The organism is Halopenitus salinus, from assembly GCF_055397165.1.
On sequence record NZ_AP043853.1, the window covers coordinates 1,445,261 to 1,464,296 of the forward strand.

The 19,036-nt window shown below is 69.3% G+C and carries 19 protein-coding genes; 10 read left to right on the forward strand and 9 right to left on the reverse strand.

Annotated features, from left to right (window positions below; translation table 11 throughout):
* Nucleotides 1–35: 35 nt before the first annotated feature.
* Nucleotides 36–821, forward strand: a complete 786-nt coding sequence (locus tag ACZ5YD_RS09095) for a DUF5806 family protein (protein WP_379742674.1) — start codon at nucleotides 36–38, stop codon at nucleotides 819–821.
* 4 nt (nucleotides 822–825) lie between these two features.
* On the opposite strand, the gene azf is transcribed toward ACZ5YD_RS09095, so the two are convergent.
* From azf to ACZ5YD_RS09130, 7 genes are all read right to left on the reverse strand, one after another.
* The gene (gene azf, locus ACZ5YD_RS09100; RefSeq protein ID WP_379742677.1) at nucleotides 826–1,620 is read right to left on the reverse strand and encodes an NAD-dependent glucose-6-phosphate dehydrogenase Azf; all 795 of its coding nucleotides are present in this window, start codon (nucleotides 1,618–1,620) and stop codon (nucleotides 826–828) included.
* Nucleotides 1,621–1,724: 104 nt separating this feature from the next.
* Nucleotides 1,725–2,078 (reverse strand): cell division protein SepF, encoded by a 354-nt coding sequence (locus ACZ5YD_RS09105; RefSeq protein WP_379742680.1) that lies wholly within the window; start codon nucleotides 2,076–2,078, stop codon nucleotides 1,725–1,727.
* Nucleotides 2,079–2,144: 66 nt separating this feature from the next.
* Nucleotides 2,145–3,149: an ornithine cyclodeaminase family protein gene (locus ACZ5YD_RS09110; RefSeq protein ID WP_379742682.1), complete on the reverse strand. Its 1,005-nt coding sequence runs from the start codon at nucleotides 3,147–3,149 to the stop codon at nucleotides 2,145–2,147.
* 190 nt (nucleotides 3,150–3,339) lie between these two features.
* Nucleotides 3,340–4,974 carry a thermosome subunit beta gene (gene thsB / locus ACZ5YD_RS09115; RefSeq protein ID WP_379743065.1) on the reverse strand — a complete coding sequence of 545 codons (1,635 nt, stop codon included), beginning with the start codon at nucleotides 4,972–4,974 and terminating at the stop codon, nucleotides 3,340–3,342.
* Between the two features lie 414 nt (nucleotides 4,975–5,388).
* On the reverse strand, nucleotides 5,389–5,568 hold the full coding sequence (locus ACZ5YD_RS09120; protein WP_379742685.1) for a hypothetical protein: 180 nt from the start codon (nucleotides 5,566–5,568) through the stop codon (nucleotides 5,389–5,391).
* Nucleotides 5,569–5,649: 81 nt separating this feature from the next.
* The gene (locus ACZ5YD_RS09125) at nucleotides 5,650–6,339 is read right to left on the reverse strand and encodes a protein sorting system archaetidylserine decarboxylase (protein ID WP_379742688.1); all 690 of its coding nucleotides are present in this window, start codon (nucleotides 6,337–6,339) and stop codon (nucleotides 5,650–5,652) included.
* Between the two features lie 24 nt (nucleotides 6,340–6,363).
* Complete coding sequence (locus ACZ5YD_RS09130) at nucleotides 6,364–7,413, reverse strand: AAA family ATPase (protein WP_379742691.1); 1,050 nt, start codon at nucleotides 7,411–7,413, stop codon at nucleotides 6,364–6,366.
* A gap of 102 nt (nucleotides 7,414–7,515) precedes the next feature.
* Between ACZ5YD_RS09130 and rnz the strand changes: the two genes are divergently transcribed.
* Entirely contained in the window at nucleotides 7,516–8,448 is a 933-nt protein-coding gene (rnz, locus tag ACZ5YD_RS09135) for a ribonuclease Z (protein WP_379742694.1), read from the forward strand.
* 102 nt (nucleotides 8,449–8,550) lie between these two features.
* A complete protein-coding gene (locus ACZ5YD_RS09140; protein ID WP_379742697.1) occupies nucleotides 8,551–10,599 on the forward strand; it encodes a DUF460 domain-containing protein in 2,049 nt (682 codons plus the stop codon).
* Between the two features lie 606 nt (nucleotides 10,600–11,205).
* On the opposite strand, the gene ACZ5YD_RS09145 is transcribed toward ACZ5YD_RS09140, so the two are convergent.
* Entirely contained in the window at nucleotides 11,206–11,469 is a 264-nt protein-coding gene (locus tag ACZ5YD_RS09145) for a hypothetical protein (RefSeq protein WP_379742699.1), read from the reverse strand.
* 98 nt (nucleotides 11,470–11,567) lie between these two features.
* Between ACZ5YD_RS09145 and ACZ5YD_RS09150 the strand changes: the two genes are divergently transcribed.
* The 5 genes from ACZ5YD_RS09150 (at nucleotide 11,568) to ACZ5YD_RS09170 (ending at nucleotide 16,286) form a co-directional block, all read left to right on the forward strand.
* Nucleotides 11,568–12,557, forward strand: coding sequence for a tyrosine--tRNA ligase (locus ACZ5YD_RS09150; RefSeq protein WP_379742702.1), 990 nt, complete (start codon nucleotides 11,568–11,570; stop codon nucleotides 12,555–12,557).
* A 189-nt stretch (nucleotides 12,558–12,746) separates the two neighbouring features.
* Nucleotides 12,747–13,034, forward strand: a complete 288-nt coding sequence (gene eif1A, locus ACZ5YD_RS09155; protein ID WP_379742705.1) for a translation initiation factor eIF-1A — start codon at nucleotides 12,747–12,749, stop codon at nucleotides 13,032–13,034.
* Between the two features lie 90 nt (nucleotides 13,035–13,124).
* Nucleotides 13,125–14,726, forward strand: coding sequence for an aminodeoxychorismate synthase, component I (pabB, locus tag ACZ5YD_RS09160; RefSeq protein ID WP_379742708.1), 1,602 nt, complete (start codon nucleotides 13,125–13,127; stop codon nucleotides 14,724–14,726).
* On the forward strand, nucleotides 14,719–15,378 hold the full coding sequence (locus ACZ5YD_RS09165; protein WP_379742710.1) for an anthranilate synthase component II: 660 nt from the start codon (nucleotides 14,719–14,721) through the stop codon (nucleotides 15,376–15,378). Before pabB ends, ACZ5YD_RS09165 begins: the two co-directional genes overlap by 8 nt.
* Complete coding sequence (locus tag ACZ5YD_RS09170; protein WP_379742713.1) at nucleotides 15,375–16,286, forward strand: aminotransferase class IV; 912 nt, start codon at nucleotides 15,375–15,377, stop codon at nucleotides 16,284–16,286. Before ACZ5YD_RS09165 ends, ACZ5YD_RS09170 begins: the two co-directional genes overlap by 4 nt.
* A 15-nt stretch (nucleotides 16,287–16,301) precedes the next feature.
* Here the strand turns inward: ACZ5YD_RS09170 and ACZ5YD_RS09175 are convergent, their stop codons facing one another.
* Nucleotides 16,302–17,393: a putative sulfate/molybdate transporter gene (locus ACZ5YD_RS09175; protein WP_379742715.1), complete on the reverse strand. Its 1,092-nt coding sequence runs from the start codon at nucleotides 17,391–17,393 to the stop codon at nucleotides 16,302–16,304.
* Nucleotides 17,394–17,553: 160 nt separating this feature from the next.
* Here ACZ5YD_RS09175 and ACZ5YD_RS09180 point away from each other — a divergent pair, with 160 nt between their 5' ends.
* Together ACZ5YD_RS09180 and ACZ5YD_RS09185 are read left to right on the forward strand one after the other, a co-directional pair.
* Nucleotides 17,554–17,895, forward strand: coding sequence for a hypothetical protein (locus tag ACZ5YD_RS09180; protein ID WP_379742718.1), 342 nt, complete (start codon nucleotides 17,554–17,556; stop codon nucleotides 17,893–17,895).
* A gap of 121 nt (nucleotides 17,896–18,016) precedes the next feature.
* Complete coding sequence (locus ACZ5YD_RS09185; protein ID WP_379742721.1) at nucleotides 18,017–19,012, forward strand: beta-ribofuranosylaminobenzene 5'-phosphate synthase family protein; 996 nt, start codon at nucleotides 18,017–18,019, stop codon at nucleotides 19,010–19,012.
* The last annotated feature ends 24 nt before the right edge of the window (nucleotides 19,013–19,036 follow it).

Consider the following 19,036-nt stretch of genomic DNA (forward strand, 5'->3'; position numbering starts at 1 on the left):
GAACGCTTTTGCCCGCCGGTCGGGTTAGCGAACGTATGAGCGAGGACCAGGGTGCGGCGTCGGGGACGTCGGAGTCGGTCGATCGCGACGGGACGGACGACCGGGAACCGGTCGACGAGGGGAGGCCGGACGAGGCAACCACCAGCGGCGAGGCCGGCAACGGGAAAGCCGCCGGCGACGGGAGCGACAGTGGGAAAGCCGACGACGACGGCAAAACCGCCAGCGACGAGGCTGGCGAGGAAGCGACCGAACGCGAGGGCGCTGACTCGAGCGAGGTCCCGCCGGACGTCCGCAAGTACGAGCGGTTCAAGAAGATGGACGGCGCCCAGTACGACCGGGTCAACGAGTTCCTGCGCGATCGGACCTACATCACCGCACGGGAGTGGGCGATAGCCAGGCTGTGTGCGGACTTCCGGACGGAGACGGGCGTGGAGATGACGAAGATCGGCGAGAACCTCCCCGAGCTGGTTCCGTTCATGACGGACACGTACACGCCCCAGGCCGTGAACCAGGCGCGACACTCCTTCGAGGGGAAGGTGACGAAGGCCGGCGCGACCTTCCTCTACGGCGCGATGTCCGGCTTCTTCACCGCGGAGGACGTCGACGAGATGATGTACGAGGTGACGGAGATCGCGAAGTTCCTGCTGGAGGTCGAGGGCGTCGACCTGGACGTCGAGGACGAACTCGAGGCCGAAGAGCGGATCTCGAGCGTGATGCGGGAGGTCCGCGAGTCGAGCCAGCGGGTTCGCGGAGAGGAGGTCCGGTGCCCGGAATGCGGCCACGTCCACGAGGTGAGCGGGGACGAAGATCCCGGGGAGTGACCGCTCACCCGTCGTCGCCGTCCATCGGGTCGCCCTCGAAGGTGTACTCCGCGGAGTTGTCGCGCGGGTCGTATCCGAGGACCTCGCGGGCGCGCTCGATGGAGTAGTACTTGCGGTCGTTGTCGGAGATGCCGTAGACGATCTCGAAGCCGTAGTCCGCTCGCAGACAGCGGTCGAACAGGTGGGCACAGTCGCGGTGGGAGAGCCACATCGCCTGTCCGCGCTCGTACTCGCGCGGGGGGTGAGAGCGCGTCAGGTTGCCGATCCGGACGCAGACGACGTCGATCCCGTACTCGTCGTGGTAGAACCGTCCGAGCAGTTCGCCGGTCGCCTTCGAGACGCCATAGAGGTTCGAGGGACGGGGAAACTCGGTCCCGTCGAGGCGGTAGTCGTCGTCGCTGCGGTACATGCCCGGCGTTCGTTCGTCCGTCTCGTAGTGGCCGACGGCGTGGTTCGAGGAGGCGAACGCGACGCGCTCGACGTCGGCATCGACGGCGGCCTCGAATATCGTCCGGGTCCCGTCGATGTTGTTCCGGAGCACGCTGTCCCAGGGCGCGTCCGTCCGCGGATCGCCCGCGAGGTGGATCACGGCCTCGACGCCCTCCATGGCCTCCCGGACGGCCTCGAAGTCGGTGACGTCGGCGACGTATCGATCGGCGGCGCTGACGCGGTCGGGGACCCGATCGGATGCGAGCGGCTCGCGGTCGAGAAGTCGCCAGTCGTACTCGCTACCGATCCCCCGGAGAACGGCCTGGCCGACCCGTCCCCCCGCACCGGTGAGCAGGACTGGCTTCGACATTCACTGGATCATCGGGGGGTTACCGGGAAATATCGTGCGATCCGCCGCGACATGTCGTGTGATCCGCGGCGACAGATCCCGCGATCCGCGGCTGCGTCGGCGGCTCACTCCAGCTTCTGTCTGGAGATGGAGACCCCGGTGGGCGTCAAAATGAGCTGGTCGTCGCCCTTTTGAACGATGTCGCCGTCGACCTCGTCTGCGACCTGTCGCAGCTCGTCGATGATGTGCTCGATGGTCCGATCCGAGGTGGAGTGGCGGGTGATGTCCGCGATGACGAAGTCGCCGTCGTAGACGGCGTCCTTGATCGCGATGACGTCGGTCTTGTCGCTTATCTCCGCGATGTGGACCTGCGTTCCGGCCTCTCCCGGCGGCTCGGCGAAGTCGTCGAGGTCGAGTTCGACGTAGTCGTCGACGGAGCGGTTGCCCCCGCCGCCGAGGATCTTACTCATGATTCCCATACCATCCAGTGTCGCCGAGACCGCATTAGTTCTTACGTCAGACGCGGTTCGCGAGCGACCCTCGGATCACGTCTCGAACCGGCCCGCGAGCCCGAGCAGATCGAAGGCGTATCCCGCGCCGTTGGCGTCGGCAGCCTCGTAGACGACGTGTGCGGCCGCGACGTCCTGGATCGCGAGCCCCGTCGAGTCGAAGACGGAGAGTCCGTCCTCCGGCGTCCGCCCCGGCTTCTTGCCCGTCACGATCTCGCCGATCTCGCCGTAGACGTCGTCGGCGTCGAGGATGCCCGCGCTCCAGGGGACGTTGATCTCCCCGGAGTGGGTACACTGTTCGAAGTCGTCGATGACGAGTTTCGCGTCCAGGAGGACCTCGTCGGCGATCTCGTGTTTGCCGGCCGCGTCCGCGCCCATGGCGTTGATGTGGGTCCGGTCGCCGACCATCTCGCGTGTCACGATCGGCTCCTCGACCGGGGTGACCGTCGAACAGACGTCACAGGCGGCCGCCTCGGCCGGAGTCCCCTCTCGGACGGCAAATCGGTCCTCGAAGGCCTCCACGAATCGGCCGACTCGGTCCTCGTCGATGTCGCTCACGACGACCTCCTCGATGGGCCGGATCGTCGCGATCGCCTCGAGTTGGGTGTACGCCTGTACGCCCGCGCCGACGATCCCGAGCGATCGCGCGTCCTCGATCGCGAGGTGGTCGGTCGCGACCGCCGCGGCCGCGCCGGTCCGGTTCATCGTCAACTCCGTGCCGTCCATGATCGCACGGGGGAAAGCGGTCTCCGGCTCGGAGTAGATCATCGTCCCCATCACGGTCGGGAGGCCGTACTCCGAGGGGTTTCGCGTGTGGACGTTCACCCACTTGACGCCCGCCGCGTCCCAGTCGCCGACGTCGAGGTAGGCCGGCATCGACCGGAAGTCGCCCTCGTACTGCGGGAGGTCGATGTAGGACTTCGCCGGCATGCGGACGTCGCCGCGCTCGTAGGCCGCGAAGGCCGCCTCGACCGCGTCGATCAGCCGGTCCATCTCGGCGTACGACGCGACGTCCTCGGAATCCAAAAGCAGCGTCTCCATGGGTGACGGTTCGCCTGACACACACTTGAGAGGCTCGGCCGAAGCCGGACAGGGGACGGAAGCGGGAACGAAAGCGGAATCGAACCAAAGCGGAACCGAACGAAGGGAAGATGACGAACGTTTCGAGAACGGCTCGGAACGCGTGAGAGATCGACGGGTGGGGTGAGAGCGGGAGTTTCGACCGGCCGGCTTACATCATGCCGCCCATGCCGCCGCCCATTCCGCCCATGCCGCCGGCGCCGCCGGGGGCGCCCTCGTCGTCGCCGCCGGAGGTGGACAGATCGCCCGCGGCGATGATGTCGTCGATCTTGAGGACGAGGTTCGCGGCCTCGGTGGCAGACGAGAGCGCCTGCTCTTTGGCGTGGGCGGTCTCGACGACCCCGGCGTCGAAGGTGTCGACGACGTCGCCGGAGAAGACGTCGAGGCCGGCGCGCTGGTCGCCCGACTCGTGGGCCGCGCGCAGATCGACGAGCAGGTCGATGGAGTCGAGGCCGGCGTTTCCGGCGAGCACGCGGGGGACGAGCTCGAGGGCGTCCGCGAACGCCTCGACGGCGAGCTGTTCGCGGCCCTCGATGGAGTCGGCGTAATCACGGAGTCGGCTCGCGAGTTCGACCTCGATGGCGCCGCCGCCGGCGAGCGTGCGCCCGTCGGCGACGGTGGTCGAGACGACGTCGAGCGCGTCGTTGACGCCGCGTTCGAGCTCGTCGACGACGTGGTCGGTGGAGCCGCGAAGCAGCAGCGTGACGCCGTGTGAGTTCGGTCCCTCGACGTAGAACAGCTCGTCCTCCTGGTCACGGCGGATGGTTCCCGTCGCGAGGTCGTCGGCCTCGAGGTCGTCGAGGTCGCTCACGATGGGCGCGTCGAGGACGTTCTTGAGGAACCCGAGGTCGGACTTCTTGGTCCGGCGGACCGCGAGGATTCCCTGGCGAGCCAGGTAGTGCTGGGCGAGGTCGTCGATGCCCTTCTGACAGAAGACCACGTCGGCGCCCGACTCGACGATCTTGTCGACCTTGCCGCGAAGCTCGGCCTCCTCCTTGTCGAGGAACTGCTGGAGCTGGTCGGGGGTCTCGATGGAGACGGAGGTGTCGACGTCGGCCTCCTCGACCTCGATCGGCTCGTCGAGGAGCAGAACGTTCGCGGACTCGAAGTCGGTCGGCATCCCGTCCTGGACGGGATCCTTGTTGATGACCGCGCCCGAGAGGAGCTCGGAGGCGCTCGCGGGACGGCCCGTCTGCGTCTCGATCTTCAGGTTCTGGAGGTCGACGACGTGGGAGCCGTCGTCCGCTTTGACGGTGACGGCCTGAACGGCGCGTACGACGAGGTCGGCGAGGGTGTCCTTGTCGAGCTCGGCGCCCTTTCCGGTCATCGAGGTCTCGGCGACAGAACGGAGAAGGTCATCGTCCTCGGGGTCGACCTGCTCTGCGATCTCGTCGATCTCCTCGCGGGCGTACTCGCTCGCGAGGGAGAATCCCTTGATGACCGCCGTCGGATGGATGTCCTGATCGATGAGGTCCTCGGCGTTCTTGAGGAGTTCGCCCGCGATCGCAACGGCGGTCGTAGTGCCGTCGCCGGCCTCGTCCTCCTGTGTCTCCGCGACCTCGATGATCATCTCGGCCGTCGGGTTGTCGATGTCCATCTCCTTGAGGATGGTGACCCCGTCGTTCGTGATGGTGACGTCGCCCATCGAGTCGACGAGCATCTTGTCCATCCCCTTCGGGCCGAGCGTCGATCGAACCGCCTCGGCGACGGCGCGGGCCGCCGAGATGTTGTACTCCTGGGCGTCCTTGTCCTTGACGCGCTGGGCGTCGTCGCCCATGATGATCATCGGCTGTCCCTGCTGCATTCGTTGACTCATAGACGAGCGAAGATTGATTGTGATTCTATATAAACGCTTCGTCACCGGACGGAGGTGGAGGACGGGGAGTCCACAATCGAGGATCGATTAAATCGAGAGATGCGAGGACGATCTACCCAATATTGTGTGACATATTAGCACGATGTGGGCGGAGGCGGTACGGTCGCTCACGGGGTTGTTTAAGTGAATGGGATGGGAGCACGGGGTCGCACGGAGGGAAATACTGGCTCACTCTGACGGACGACTGACCCGCCCTGACGGACGACCGCCTCGATCTCCTCGAACCACCGAGCCTCGTGGGAGACTCCCGAGCAGTCGCCGACGATCCAGTCGCTCACACAACGGATCGAGACGACAAGAACGGAACACGCGATCGACGCGGGATCAGGCGTCGAGGTCGGCGTCGGCGTCAGCGTCGACGTCCTCGGCGAGAAGGTCGCCGTCTATCCCTTCCGGTTCGGGCGGCTCGTCTTCGGCCGTGAGTTCGCGTTTCGCGAGCCTGTTCTCCAGCTGGCGACGCTTGTCCTTGCCCTTCTTCTCGCGTCCCGATTTGGTGTCCGGCATCGATCTATGGTAACACCCCACACATACAAGAAGGTTTCCACCGGAAAGGTGGCCGTATCGATCGGACCACCGAGCTCCGAGTCACCGATCGACGAGAAGGGTCTCGCCGGCGCGAACGGTCTCACCCTCGCGCACACACAGGTCCTCGCGCTCGACCGACGGGGGAAACAGCACGTCCGCCCGCGAGCCGAAGGAGACGTGGCCGACGCGCTGACCGCGCTCGAGGTCGTCACCGACGGAGACGGACGGGTGGATCCGCCGGGCGAACCACCCGGCGATGAGGAACAGCTCGTAGTCCCCGCAGTCGATCACGACCTGCTCGTTGCGGTCGGAATCCTTGCTGAAGGCGGGCCTGTAGGCCCCCGGTCGGTGGCGAACGTCCTGCACCGTGCCGGACAGGGGCGCGCGGTTCACGTGGACGTCGGTGACGTTCATGAACACCCCGACCCGCAGGCGGTCGCCCTCCTCGCGGATCGTCGAAACGGTCCCGTCGGCGGGAGAGACTGCGGGGAGGGCGGACTCGGAATCGGACTCGGAACCAGAACTGGACGCCTCGGGCGTCGACCGATCGGGGTCCCGGTGGAACCAGAGGATCGCGACCGCAAGCGTCCACAGTGCGATTCCGATCGGCGGCGAGAACACGAGGACTGCGGCGCCGATCAGGGCCGGAATCCGCGCGAGCCCCCAGGCGTCAGCGACGACCGAAAACGGAAGCATTCGGGCGATCGGCGGCTCGGACGGCGCCGGCTCGCGCGTCGACGACGAGGTCATCGGTTCCTACCTCCGGACATCGGTTCAGGCCTCCACGGATTCGCGGATCCCGCCCTCGAGCGTGTCCCGGTCCGCGGCCCAGGCCGCCAACAGGTGGGTGAGGTGGAGCCGGTCGTCGAGCCCCTCGGCGAGGTCGAGGGAGGTCTCGCCGGCGAGCTTGTGCAGCCGCTTCAGATCGTCGCCGCCGTAGGTCGATCCCGCGCGGGCGACCCGCAGCAGCTCGCGAAGCAAGTCCTCCCCGGAGTATCCCTCCTCGTCGAGGAGGTCCTCGATCGTGCTCCTGGCGTCCGACAGCTCCCCGTCCTCGGCCGCCGCGAGCGCCTCGCGGATCGCCTCGTCGTGGCCGATCTCCCCGAGCGTCTCGTAGGCGGTCGACATGGTGATCTCGCCGCCCTCGACGGCGGTCGCCTGCGCGGAGAGGATCGCCCGACGAAGGTCGCCGCCGGCGGCGCTGGCGAGGAACTCCAGGCCGTCGTGGTCGTAGGTGGCCTCCTCGCGGTCGGCGATCGTTTCGAGGACGTCGATCGTCTCCTCGACGGTGGGCGCGCGCATTTGAACCGGGAAACACCGCGATCGGATCGGGGGGATCAGCTTCGTCGGCTGACGGGTGGTGATGACGAACTGCGTCGTGCGGTGATACTGCTCCATCACGCGCCGCAGCGCCTGCTGGAAGTCCTCGCGGACCGACTCGGCGTTGTCGAGGACGACCGTCTTGTACTCGCCGCTCATCGGGGCGTACGCCGCCGACTCCTTGAGCACGCGGTTGATCATGTCGCGTTTGGCCAGCCGGCTGCGTCCCGAGAGGAACGACTCGAAGCGCGGGTCGGTGCGGATCTCCTTTTTGCTGCGATCGAAGAAGTCCGCCACGTTGATCTCGATCAGGTCGTTTTCCGGATCGGCGTGCGCCTCGCGGGCCAGCGCGCGCGTCGCCGCCGTCTTGCCGACACCCGGCGGCCCCTGAACCACCAGGTTCATCGGCTCCTCGAGCGCACGCTCGAACCGCTCTCGCGCCTCGGTCTGGCGGATCTCCGAGAGGTCCGGCGCGTGCCGCTCCGTCCACAGCGGTCCGTCCATTACCGATCCATGGGCGACGGGTGCTCAAGAATCGGTCGATCGGGTGGTCGTGATGGAGCCCCTTTCGACACCGGTTTATAAGCGCCGTCCGCAGGTACGAGCATGTCTCTTCGCGTGCGATTCCTCGGGACCGGCGGCGCCGTCCCGACCACCGAGCGGGCTCCGAGTTCCCTCCTCGTGAATCGCGAGGGAGACCGCCTGCTCTTCGACTGCGGGGAGGGAACCCAACGCCAGATGATGCGGTTCGCGACGGGCTTTTCGGTCGACCACGTCTTCATCACCCACCTCCACGGCGACCACGTCCTCGGGCTTCCGGGACTCGTCCAGACGATGGACTTCAACGATCGCGAGCGACCCCTCGCGATCCACTGTCCGCCGAACACGAAGCGTGACCTCCACGACCTGGTCCACGCCGCCGGCCACGAGTCGGCCTTCCCGGTGCGGATCGCCGAGGTCTCGCCCGGCTCCGTCGCGCTGGAAGCCGACGAGTACGAGGTCCGCGCCTTCGAGACCGACCACCGCACGCGCTCGCAGGGGTACGCGCTCGTGGAGGACGACCGGCTGGGACGGTTCGACCGGCCGAAGGCCGAGGAGCTCGGCGTTCCGCCCGGCCCGGAGTTCGGGACGCTCCACGAGGGCGAGCCGGTCGAACTGGAGGACGGAACGGTCGTGCGACCCGAGCAAGTCGTCGGGCCGCCCCGTCCCGGCCGGCGATTCGTCTACACCGCCGACACGCGCCCGCAGAACCGGACCGTCGAGGTCGCGGCCGACGCCGACCTGCTCGTCCACGACGCCACCTTCGGCGACGACATGGCCGAACGCGCCAGACAGACCGCCCACTCGACCGGCCGCGAGGCCGGCGAGATCGCCGCCCGGGCCGGCGCGAAACGGCTCGTGCTCACCCACATCTCCTCGCGGTACGCCGGGGACGCCTCCGCGATCGAGGCCGAGGCGCGCGAGGCGTTCGACGGCGAGTGTTTCGTCCCCGACGACGGACAGCTGATCGAGGTTCCGTATCCCGACGCCGACGGGTAGGGAAGCTCACGGGCGACGGTGGGGAGGACCGACGTCGCCGCTTTCACTCCCCTCACCCCCACCGGCGTGGGGTATTTACCCGTCGATCGCCTATCGTCTTCCGTGACTGCCGGGACCATCCGCGCCCTCGACCGGCCGGTGTTCGGCGTCGACGTCCAAAGCGGCGACGTCCGCGGCGACGCGCCCTCCTACGCGCTCGTGACCCTCACGCCCGTCGACGAGGACGACGAGGAGGCGGCGGCGGAGCTTCCCGACGTCGAGGGGCCCATCGCCCGGATCGACCGCGACGTCGTCTCCCTCCGGAAGCTCCTGCGGCTGATCGACGACCGCGAGCCGGCGCGGATCGCCACCGACAACGCCTACGAGCTCGCCGCCGACAAGGGCGAACTCGTCCAGCTCCTCCGGTCGCTGCCGGACGGCACCCGCCTCGTGCAGGTGACCGGCGCGGAGCGACCCGAGCCCCTCTCGCGGGTCGCCTCCCGCCACGGAATCCCCTACGAGTCCGACCCGATGGCCGAGGCGGAGGCGTCCGCGCGCCTCGCCGCGGCGAACGTCGGCCACGAGGTGTCCGCCTTCACCGACGAGACGACCGTCAAGGTCGCCCGGGGGCGCTCGACCGGCAAGGGCGGGTGGAGCCAGGACCGCTACACCCGCCGGATCCACGGCAACGTCAAAAAGCGGAGCCGCGAGGTCGAATCGGAGCTCCGCTCCGCGAACCTCGAGTACGACCGGGACGTGACGGAGAAGTACGGCGGCTACGCGAACGCCGTCTTCACCGTCGAGGCCCGCCCCGAGGACATCCCCGTCTCGAGCTCGCGGGCAGGGGACGTCCGCGTCGAGATCGAACGCGAGCGGCGCGACGGGATCGAGTTCGATCCGCTGGTCGAGCGGCGCGACCACGTGATCGTCGGCATCGATCCGGGCACGACCACCGCGGTCGCCGTCGTCGGGTTCGACGGCACGGTCCACGACGTCCACTCGACGCGGACCGCGGACTCTGGCGACATCACGGAGTGGATAGTCGAACGCGGCCGGCCGGCGATCGTCGCCGCGGACGTCGAGCCGATGCCCGAGACCGTAGAGAAGTTCCGCCGGTCCTTCGACGCCGCCGGGTGGATCCCCGAGACCGACCTCCCGGTCGACGAGAAGCTCCACCGGACCCGGGAGGTCGACACCGACGACGACCACCAGCGCGACGCGCTCGCCGCGGCGCTCTTTGCGCTCGACGATCACGCCGACCAGTTCGAGCGGATCGCGGAGAAGACCCCGCCGCGGATCGACCGGGACGCCGTGATCGCCCGCGTCGTGGGCGACGAGCGGTCCGTCGAGTCGGCCATCGCCGACCTCCGGGACGACGGGTCGAACGACGGAGGCGGTTCCGGCGGCAACGGCGGCGAGGAGGCCGGATCCGACGAGCCGGACCGCACGGAGGAGGAACGCGAGATCCGACGGCTCCGCGACCGCGTCGACCGCCTCGAGGGACACGTCGACGACCTCACGGACAAACTCGAGGCGCGCGACGACCGGATCGAGGAACTCGAGGGCGAACTCACGGAGGCCAAACGCGAGGAGCGGATCGAGGCCCGCGAGCGCCGATCGGTCTCCCGGCTCGAGCGGGAGACGGACCGGCTCGAGCGCGAGCGCGACGAGGCTCGCGAGCGGGTCGACGAGCTGGAGGAGAAGCTCGAGCGCCTGAAGGCGCTCTGGAAGCTCGACCACTCCGACTTCGCCGACGTCGCGGCGGGTCGCGATCTCCTCGCGGTGAAGCCCGTCGATCAGTTCACCCTCGACGCGATCGAGACGGCCGACCGCGAGTACGGGCTCGCCCCCGGCGACGTGGTCTACCTGCGCGACGCCTCAGGGGCCGGCCGCCGGAGCGCGCGACGGCTCGCGGAGACGGAACCGCGGCTCGTCCTCCGGGAGGGGAACCTCTCGGATGCGGCCGACGCGGTGCTCTTCGACGCGTCGATCCCGGTCGCGCCGGCCGAGCAGGTCACGATCCAGGAGGTCGACGAGCTGGCGGTCGCACGCGAGAGCGAGGTCGAGGCCGCGATCGACGACTGGGAGCGGCGGGCCGAAGCGCGCGAGCGGGAACGGAACGCGGAGATGGTCGATCAGATCATCTCGGAACACCGCGCCGATCGGCCGTGATCGGCGGCATCACCCGCGTAACCGAGCAGGACGATCGCGAGGGGAAGCCGAGCGAGTAGGAAGCCGATCGAGAAAACGGTGAACGGACGGGACGGATGCGGCGATCGGTGGACGAACGGATCGCCCCCCGGATCTCCCGGCGTTTTCGTGGGACCAGCGGCGATTTCGCGCCTGGCGCCGTCGTCGGCTGGGACGACGGCTCGCGTTTGGCGGGACATCCGTGGACCGCCGCCGGGGCGGTCCCGACCGTTCCGCTCGGCGTTCGCCCGTCGACGCCGGGTCGTGGCTCGCGTCGCTTCCCCGGTGCCGGGAGAGGGATCGCGGGGCGGTCTCCGATCCCTTCGAGCGGGTCGGTCGCGGGCGGATCCTCGATCGGACGTGTCGGACGTCGTCGAAATCGCCCGTTCACACGGCGGTTGCCGCCCGCCGGCGGCGGTCTCGTCCGGTGGTGTTCTCGGTCGACGGGCGGCGGTTCGTGGACGTCGAGTCGGTGGGATTCGGTTTCGGCTCGATACGCGGGATCGGCGCGGGCGGTGGGTCACTCAATACATGGGTTCACCGTTATCGGGACTTTATTTACGATACGGTTCTATTACGTCCAATCATTCATTCTTTGTCTTCCTCTTCACGTGATATTGCGATGTACGTCTGGGATATAAACGTGATCCTTAAACACCTTGCACAATTCTGGAGAGTCATAACGGGACGCGACATCGCGAGGCCACAACCGGACGTCTCGTCGTGAACCTCGTCCCGTTCGATCTCCTCCCGCTCGATCGTCGCTTCGATCGCTCGACGGGCGTCGAGCCCGGAGATTCCGCGTGTCCACCGATACCGCGCTTTCGCGTCCGTTGTGCCGTTCTCGACCACCCTCCGTTCTCGACCACGACGCCGTTCCCGATCGCTGCGCGATTCTCGGCCGCTGCGCTTTCAGAAGTCATATCCGGGCGGTCCCCGAGGTGACCCGTATGGACGCCTACGAGTTGATCACCCGGAACGCCGCCGAGGTGGTCACGAAGGAGGAGATCGAGGCGCTGGCCGACGACCCCGACGGGAAGCGGGCGTACGTCGGCTACGAGCCCTCGGGCGTCCTCCACATCGGGCACATGCTCACCGCGAACAAGCTGATCGACCTCCAGGAGGCCGGCTTCGAGGTCACCGTCCTCCTCGCCGACGTCCACGCCTACCTCAACGACAAGGGCTCCTTCGAGGACATCCGCCGGACCGCGGAGCGGATGCGCGACCAGTTCATCGCCTACGGTCTCGACGAGGGCCGCACGCAGTTCGTGCTCGGCTCCGACTTCCAGCTCGAGGACGACTACACCCTCGATCTCCACGCCCTGGAACTGGAGACGACGCTCGCCCGCGCCGAGCGAGCGATGGCCGAGATCAAATCCGGCGACGCCGTGAAGGTCTCACAGGCCGTCTACCCGTTGATGCAGGCGCTCGACATCCCGTACCTCGGCGTCGATCTGGCCGTCGGCGGGATGGAACAGCGGAAGGTCCACATGCTCGCACGCGACGTCCTTCCGAGCATCGACCGCAAGCCCCCGACGAGCCTGCACACCCCGCTCATCGCGGACCTCGCCTCCGGGGTCGGCAAGATGTCCTCCAGTACGGGCGTCACCATCTCGATGGAGGACGCCACCTCGGAGATCGAGACGAAGGTCGAGAAGGCGTACTGTCCGCCGACCGCCGACCCGGAACCTGACGACGAGGGACGCGAACGGGAGAACCCGGTCCTCCAGATCTTCGAGTACCACGTCTTCCCGCGGTTCGACCGCGTCGTCGTCGAGCGTCCCGAGGAGTACGGCGGCGACCTCGAGTACGAGAGTTATCCGGAACTGGAGGCCGACCTCGAGTCCGGCGAGCTGCACCCCGCCGACGCCAAGCCCGCGCTCGCCTCCTACCTCGATCGGCTCATCGCTCCGGGCCGCGAACAGCTGCACAACCAGTAGTCCCTCCTCACGCTCCCCGGTTCGTTCTCCTCCGCCCACTCTCCCCCGGCGCTCGACGGTGCCGAAGGGGTCGAAGGTACCGGAGTTCGCTCGTCGGACGTTCACCGGATCGAACGCTCACCGGGACCGGACGCTCACCGCCGAACGACGTCCGGCGGGTTTAAACCGCGACGGATCGAATCGCCCCCCATGAGCGACGACGGCGACGGTCGGCGCGACCTCCGGATGCCAGACGACGACGAGGTGTTCGCGGAGGTCACCGACATGCTCGGCGCGAACCGCGTGAAGGTTCGGTGTGCGGACGGCACGGAACGTACCGCCCGCATCCCCGGACGGATGCAAAAGCGAATCTGGATCCGCGAGGACGACATCGTCCTCGTGGAGCCGTGGGACTGGCAGGACGAGAAGGCCGACATCACCTGGCGCTACGAGAAGAACGAGGCCGACCAGCTTCGCGAGGAAGGCCACATCCAGTAGCGGGAGTCGCCCCCGATCGAGGCGACCCCTTCGCCGTTCTCCCGGCGTTCGGACCGAAACCGTTTCACCCACACTCGCGAACCATCACGCATGCGTCTGCGTACCGACCGCGACGCGTTCCGTTCGGTCGCGGTCGACGCCCCGTCGGGCGCCCGCGTTCCGGTCGAGGCGCGCCTCGAGGTCGACGATCCCTTTCTCGCCTACCGGCGCGCCCGGGAGGGCCCCGGCGGCGCCGTCCTCGAGACCACGGGCGGCCAGTCCGGCTGGGGCTACTTCGGCGTCGAGCCGGCGGAGCGCCTCCGAGTCTCCCCGGAGGCCGTACTCGCCGACCGCGAGAGCGGTCCCGGATCGAACGCAGCCGAGCGCCACGGGAGCGATCGCTCCCCGACGCTCTCGGCACTCGAGGAGCTGATCGCCGGTGAGCGGTTGGTTCGCGGCGACTGTACGGTGCCGTATCCCTGCGCCGCGATCGGATGGATCGCCTACGACGTCGCCCGGGAGCTCGAGGATCTCCCCGAGTCCGCCATCGACGACCGTGGCCTCCCGCGGCTTCAGTTCGCCGTCTACGACACGCTCGCCGCGTGGAGGTGTCCGTGCGACTCGCCCGTCGAACTCCGGCTCGTTCGGTGTCCGAGGGTGCCCGGAGGCGATGACGGGGAAGACGGCGCTCGCCTCGATCGGATCCACGCCGAGGCGGTCGAGGCGCTCTCGGCGTTCGCCGATCGCATCGAGACCGGCGATCCCGAGGTCGGCCCCGCGCCGGTCGACGCCGACGCGGCCGCCTTCGAGAGCGACTGCGGGCGTGCGGCCTTCGCGGACCGCGTTCGCCGCGTGAAGGAGTACGTCCGCGCCGGCGACACCTTCCAGGCGAACGTCTCAAAGCGACTCGTCGCCCCCGCGGCGGTCCATCCCGTCGAGGCCTTCGACGCGCTCCGGGAGGTGAACCCGGCCCCCTACTCCGGGCTGTTGGAGTTCGCTCGCGGCGACCGCGGCGTCGATCTGGTCTCAGCGAGCCCCGAGCTCCTGCTCGAGCGCGAGGGCGATCGGCTGGTCACCGAACCGATCGCCGGCACGCGTCCGCGCGGCGACACCCCGGCGGCCGACGCCGCCCTCGAGGCGGAGCTGCGGGCCGACGAGAAGGAGCGCGCCGAACACGCCATGCTGGTCGACCTCGAGCGCAACGACCTCGGGAAGGTCTCCGCGTTCGGCTCGGTCGACGTCCCGGAGTACCGCCGCGTCGACCGCTACTCGGAGGTGATGCACCTCGTCTCGCTGGTCGAAGGTCGCGCTCGCGATGACGTCTCGCTCGCCGACGCCGTCGCCGCCTGTTTCCCGGGCGGGACCATCACGGGCGCGCCGAAGCCGCGGACGATGGAGATCATCGACGAGCTCGAGGCGACACAGCGCGGACCCTACACCGGGTCGATGGCGATCGTGGGGTTCGACGGGCGCGCGACGCTCAACATCCTCATCCGGACGCTCGTCCGCCACGCCGGCGAGTACCACCTCCGGGTCGGCGCCGGAATCGTCGACGACTCGGATCCGGACGCCGAGTACGAGGAGACGCTCGACAAGGCCCGCGGGCTCGTCAACGCGGTCGACGAGGCGCTCGCCGACGGGGAGTTGCGCGTGGAAACGACCGCGACCTCGGAGATCGGTCCGGATGGCGAGGAGGGGACGACCGATGTCTGAGGGCGACGGGTGCAACTCCCCCTCGTCGATCGAGTGGCACACCGGATCGGGGGACGCCGAGGACGGTCCGCGGATCCTCGTGATCGACAACTACGACTCGTTCGTCTACAACCTCGTCCAGTACGTCGGAGAGATCGCGGGAGCGGTCGCGGTCCGCCGCAACGACGCGATCACGACCGAGTGGATCCGGGCCGTCGACCCCGACGGGATCGTGGTCTCGCCGGGGCCAGGAACGCCCGACGACGCCGGGGTCTCGGTCCCACTGTTCGACCTCGAATACCCGACGCTCGGGGTCTGTCTCGGCCACCAGGCGCTCTGTGCCCGACACGGCGCGACCGTCTCGCGGGCCCCCGAGGTGGTCCACGGCAAGCCCTCCGGCGTCTCCCACGACGGGGTCGGCGTCTTCGCGGGGCTCCCGGATCCGATCGAGGTCGGCCGGTACCACTCGCTTCGGGTCGAGCGCGGGACCCTCCCCGACGCGCTCGTCGAGACCGCCCGCACCGCCGACGGCCGCGGAGTCGTGATGGGCGTCCGCCACCGCGATCGACCCCACGTCGGCGTCCAGTTTCACCCCGAGAGCGTGTTGACCGATCACGGCATGCGGCTGGTTCGAAACTTCGTCGACCTGTGCGACTCGGGGGGCGAGCCATGACCGAGGGCGCGACCGGCGACGGGGACGACGGGTCGTCCCGCCTGTTTCACGTCGACGGGGATCTGGTTCCCGCCGACGAAGCCACCGTGAACGTCCGGGATCGGGGGTTCATGTACGGCGACGCCGCCTTCGAGACGCTGCGCGCCTACGGCGGCACGGTCTTCGAGTGGGAGGCGCACGCCGATCGGCTCGCGAACACCTGCGAGGCGCTCGCCCTCGATCACGGGCTGACGCGGAGGGGCCTCAAATCGCGGATCGATCGCACCCTCGAGGCGAACGACCTCGAGGACGCCTACCTCAAGCTCTCCGTCTCCCGGGGCGTCCAGCCCGGAACGCTCGATCCCGACCCGGAGGTCGACCCGACCGTGGTCGTCTACGCGCGCCCGCTCGTCCGCGGCGGCCTGGACGGCGAGCCCGTCTTCGAGGGCCCCGCGACGGTTCGGACCGTCGAGACCCGACGCGTCCCCGACGCGTGTCTTCCGGCGACGGCGAAGACGCACAACTACCTCCCCGGTATCCTGGCCCGGATCGAGGCGCGAGAGGCCGATCCGGACGCCGACGAGGCCCTGCTCTGTGACGCCGACGGCCACCTCGCGGAGGGCGCGACCTCGAACGTCTTCTTCGTCTCCGGGAACGTCCTGCGGACGCCGAGTCTCGATGGACCCGTCCTGGCGGGGATCACCCGACGCGTCGTCCTCGATCTCGCGGCCGAGGAGGGGATCCCGATCGAGGAGGGGACCTGCGACCCGGCGGACGTTCGGGAAGCCGACGAGGCGTTCCTCACCAACACGACCGCCGAGGTCCGGCCGATCGGGACGGTCGACGGCGTCGCGGTCGGCGGCGGGCCGGTCACGCAGTTGCTCTCGCGGCTGTTCGACCGGCAAGTCGAGCGGGCGTGCTACCGGTGATCGTCCGCGCCGGTCTCACCGCCGACGCTCGATCGCGAGGTGGACGAGGACGCCGAGCAGGAACGCGACTCCGAGGTTGACGAGGAGCGCGCCGACGCCGATGGCCACGGACAGCGGGAGGTTCGAGGACTCGAGGACGCTCCGCGACAGCGAGAACGCGACGACCGCGAGCAGCACGCCGAGGAGCGCCATGGGAAACGCCGCGAGCAACGCGGAGGTCGCGAGGAGGGCCGCCGCGACGTAGCCGACGCCGAGGATCACGTTCGCGCCGCCGGTGCGGGCGCCGAAGGCGTGTTTTCCGGCGACACCGTCGCAGCCGTGACACATCGGGATCCCGCCGATGGGCACGGCCAGGAGGTTCATCACGCCCATGCTCGTCGACAGGTCGTCGGCCGGGACCTCGGCGTCGAATCGGTCGGCGAAAAGCAGCGAGGTCGCGAACGCGGCGTTGCCGACCGTCATCGCGAGCTGGGCGAACGCCCCCTCCGCCGCCCGCCGCGTGAGTCCGGCCGAGAGGTCGGGGAGCGCCGGCGCACCCGGTAGCTGCGGCGTGGGAACCCCCGCCGTTGCGATGGTCGCAAGCGCGCCGGCGAGGAGGACAACGAGCGCGCTCGCGCTCCCGTATCCCGCCGCCACGGACGCCGCGACGATCGCGAGCCCGACGGCGGCGACGGTCGGGTCCGTCGCGGCGATCGAAATCGCCGTCTGGAGCAGGATCAGACCGACCGCGAGCTGGACGCCTCGAACCACGGGTTCCCCGATCCAGCGTTCGACCGCCGAGAGCGCCCCCGAGACGCCGAGGACGAGCAACACGACGCCGAGCGCGAGGCCCGAAAGCGCCAGCTCGGCGTGGGTCAGCCCGCCCGCGATCGCGAGCGCCGCCAGCGCCTTCATCGGCTCGACGGAGACCGGCAGCCCGTAGACGACGCCCCAGACGACCTGGAAGACGCCGAACGCGACGAGCACGTTCGGGAGCGACACCTCCGTGACGACCGCGAGCGCGACCACGAGCGGCAGGACCGTGATCGAATCCCCCACCGCGCCGGTTACCTCGCTCCGTGAGAACTCGATCCGGCGGTCCGTTCCGATATCGACAGTGACGGCCACGACGGGAGGGTAGGACGCGCCCGGACTTCACGCTGTTCGGTGCCGTCGTACGGTTTCTCGACCGCATCGGAGTGACCCAAAGTGGTTGCACGGACCCGACGAAACGGACGAGGACCCGCTCGGAGCGGACGTTTATTCGGTTCGGCGCGTACGATCCGACATGGACGACGATGCGCCCGCCGTCACCGACGGCGACGGGAGCGACCTCGAGCGCCTCGTTCGGGCCGCGACGGCGGTCGCGGAGTCGACGGAGTGGATCGATCCCGACGTCGTCGCGGACGCCGCTCGCTATGCCCGCGAGGAGGTCGGAACGGGACGCACGCGCTACCGAACCCTGCTCGCGGACGTGGCGGGAGCGCGGCTCGCCGGACGGGACGTCGACGACGGGACGGGTGACGTGGAGGAGGAATCCGACCGGCGCGCGGTCGCCTACGCTCGGCTCCGCGACCTCGTCGAGCGTCGACGCTCGCGGGAGAACGACGTCGAGGGACTCTTCGAGTGAGGGGCGAGGGGCGACGCGGGGATGGGCTCGCGCTGGGTCGTCGTGCCATCGAGTTCCGACGACGGCAAGCCCCGCCTGCGGTGGGTCCCTTATCCGTCCGGACGTCGAAACTCGACCCGACATGGCCCGCGTCGTCGCCGGCGCCCGACTCCACTTCGGGTTCGCGAACCTGAGCCTCTCACACGAGCGGCTCTACGGGGGCGTCGGCGTCGCGATCGACGAGCCGACCGTCGAGGTTCTCGCGGAGCCGTCGTCGACCATCGACGTCGAGATCCGGACGGGGGAAACCGGATCGCTTCGCGTGGACGTCGCCGAGTACGCCGAGCGGGCGTGTGAGATCCTCGACGTCTCCGGCGCGTCCATCGCCGTTCGGTCGTCGATCCCGAGACACGCCGGGCTCGGGAGCGGCACGCAGATCGCGCTCGCGACCCTGGCGGGCGTCGCCCGAGCCCACGACCGCGAGGCACGCGTCCGTGAGCGTGCCCCGCGTCTCGGTCGCGGGGGGCGGTCCGGACTCGGCGTCGCGAGCTTCGAGGCGGGCGGATTCCTCCTCGATGCCGGCCACCCGACCGCGCGGTTCACCACGAAGCGCCCGCCGGCCGGCGAGTGGGAGGTTCCGGCAGTTGCCGCCCGCCACGCGATCCCGGACGACTGGCGGTTCCTCGTGGTCTCCCCGGACGTCGATCCCGGACGCAGCGGCGAGAGCGAGGACAAGAGCATCCGAACGGCGGTCGAGCGCGCGGAGCCGGAGCTGGCCGACCGGATCGCCGGGATCCTCACGCGCCGGGCGCTGCCAGCCGTCGCCGACGGTCGCGCCGAGGCGTTCGGGGAGGCGGTCGCCGAGATCGGTCGGCTCAACGGCGCGTGGTACGCCGACGAGCAGGGCGGCGTCTACCGTCCGCCGGTCGGCGAGGTCGTGGCCGCGCTCTCGGACGCCCCGGCGGTCCACGGCGCCGGCCAGTCGTCGTGGGGGCCGGCCGTCTACGCGGTCACCGACGCCGACCGCGCCGAGGCGGCCCGCGAGGCCGGCCGGGCGGCCCTCGAGGCGGCCGGCGTCGACGGTCGCGTCCGGATCGTTCGGGGTCGCAACCGCGGCGCACGCGTCGAGCCGGCGTAACGGCTAAACGGTCCGGGGACGGCC

What these genes read in the sequence shown, in the direction of transcription:
- ACZ5YD_RS09095 (WP_379742674.1), top strand. Translation starts at nt 36, where the DNA reads ATGAGCGAGGACCAGGGTGCGGCGTCGGGGACGTCGGAGTCGGTCGAT.
- azf (WP_379742677.1), bottom strand. Translation starts at nt 1,620, where the DNA reads ATGTCGAAGCCAGTCCTGCTCACCGGTGCGGGGGGACGGGTCGGCCAG.
- ACZ5YD_RS09105 (WP_379742680.1), bottom strand. Translation starts at nt 2,078, where the DNA reads ATGGGAATCATGAGTAAGATCCTCGGCGGCGGGGGCAACCGCTCCGTC.
- ACZ5YD_RS09110 (WP_379742682.1), bottom strand. Translation starts at nt 3,149, where the DNA reads ATGGAGACGCTGCTTTTGGATTCCGAGGACGTCGCGTCGTACGCCGAG.
- thsB (WP_379743065.1), bottom strand. Translation starts at nt 4,974, where the DNA reads ATGATCATCATGGGCGACGACGCCCAGCGCGTCAAGGACAAGGACGCC.
- ACZ5YD_RS09120 (WP_379742685.1), bottom strand. Translation starts at nt 5,568, where the DNA reads ATGCCGGACACCAAATCGGGACGCGAGAAGAAGGGCAAGGACAAGCGT.
- ACZ5YD_RS09125 (WP_379742688.1), bottom strand. Translation starts at nt 6,339, where the DNA reads ATGACCTCGTCGTCGACGCGCGAGCCGGCGCCGTCCGAGCCGCCGATC.
- ACZ5YD_RS09130 (WP_379742691.1), bottom strand. Translation starts at nt 7,413, where the DNA reads ATGGACGGACCGCTGTGGACGGAGCGGCACGCGCCGGACCTCTCGGAG.
- rnz (WP_379742694.1), top strand. Translation starts at nt 7,516, where the DNA reads ATGTCTCTTCGCGTGCGATTCCTCGGGACCGGCGGCGCCGTCCCGACC.
- ACZ5YD_RS09150 (WP_379742702.1), top strand. Translation starts at nt 11,568, where the DNA reads ATGGACGCCTACGAGTTGATCACCCGGAACGCCGCCGAGGTGGTCACG.
- eif1A (WP_379742705.1), top strand. Translation starts at nt 12,747, where the DNA reads ATGAGCGACGACGGCGACGGTCGGCGCGACCTCCGGATGCCAGACGAC.
- pabB (WP_379742708.1), top strand. Translation starts at nt 13,125, where the DNA reads ATGCGTCTGCGTACCGACCGCGACGCGTTCCGTTCGGTCGCGGTCGAC.
- ACZ5YD_RS09165 (WP_379742710.1), top strand. Translation starts at nt 14,719, where the DNA reads ATGTCTGAGGGCGACGGGTGCAACTCCCCCTCGTCGATCGAGTGGCAC.
- ACZ5YD_RS09170 (WP_379742713.1), top strand. Translation starts at nt 15,375, where the DNA reads ATGACCGAGGGCGCGACCGGCGACGGGGACGACGGGTCGTCCCGCCTG.
- ACZ5YD_RS09180 (WP_379742718.1), top strand. Translation starts at nt 17,554, where the DNA reads ATGGACGACGATGCGCCCGCCGTCACCGACGGCGACGGGAGCGACCTC.
- ACZ5YD_RS09185 (WP_379742721.1), top strand. Translation starts at nt 18,017, where the DNA reads ATGGCCCGCGTCGTCGCCGGCGCCCGACTCCACTTCGGGTTCGCGAAC.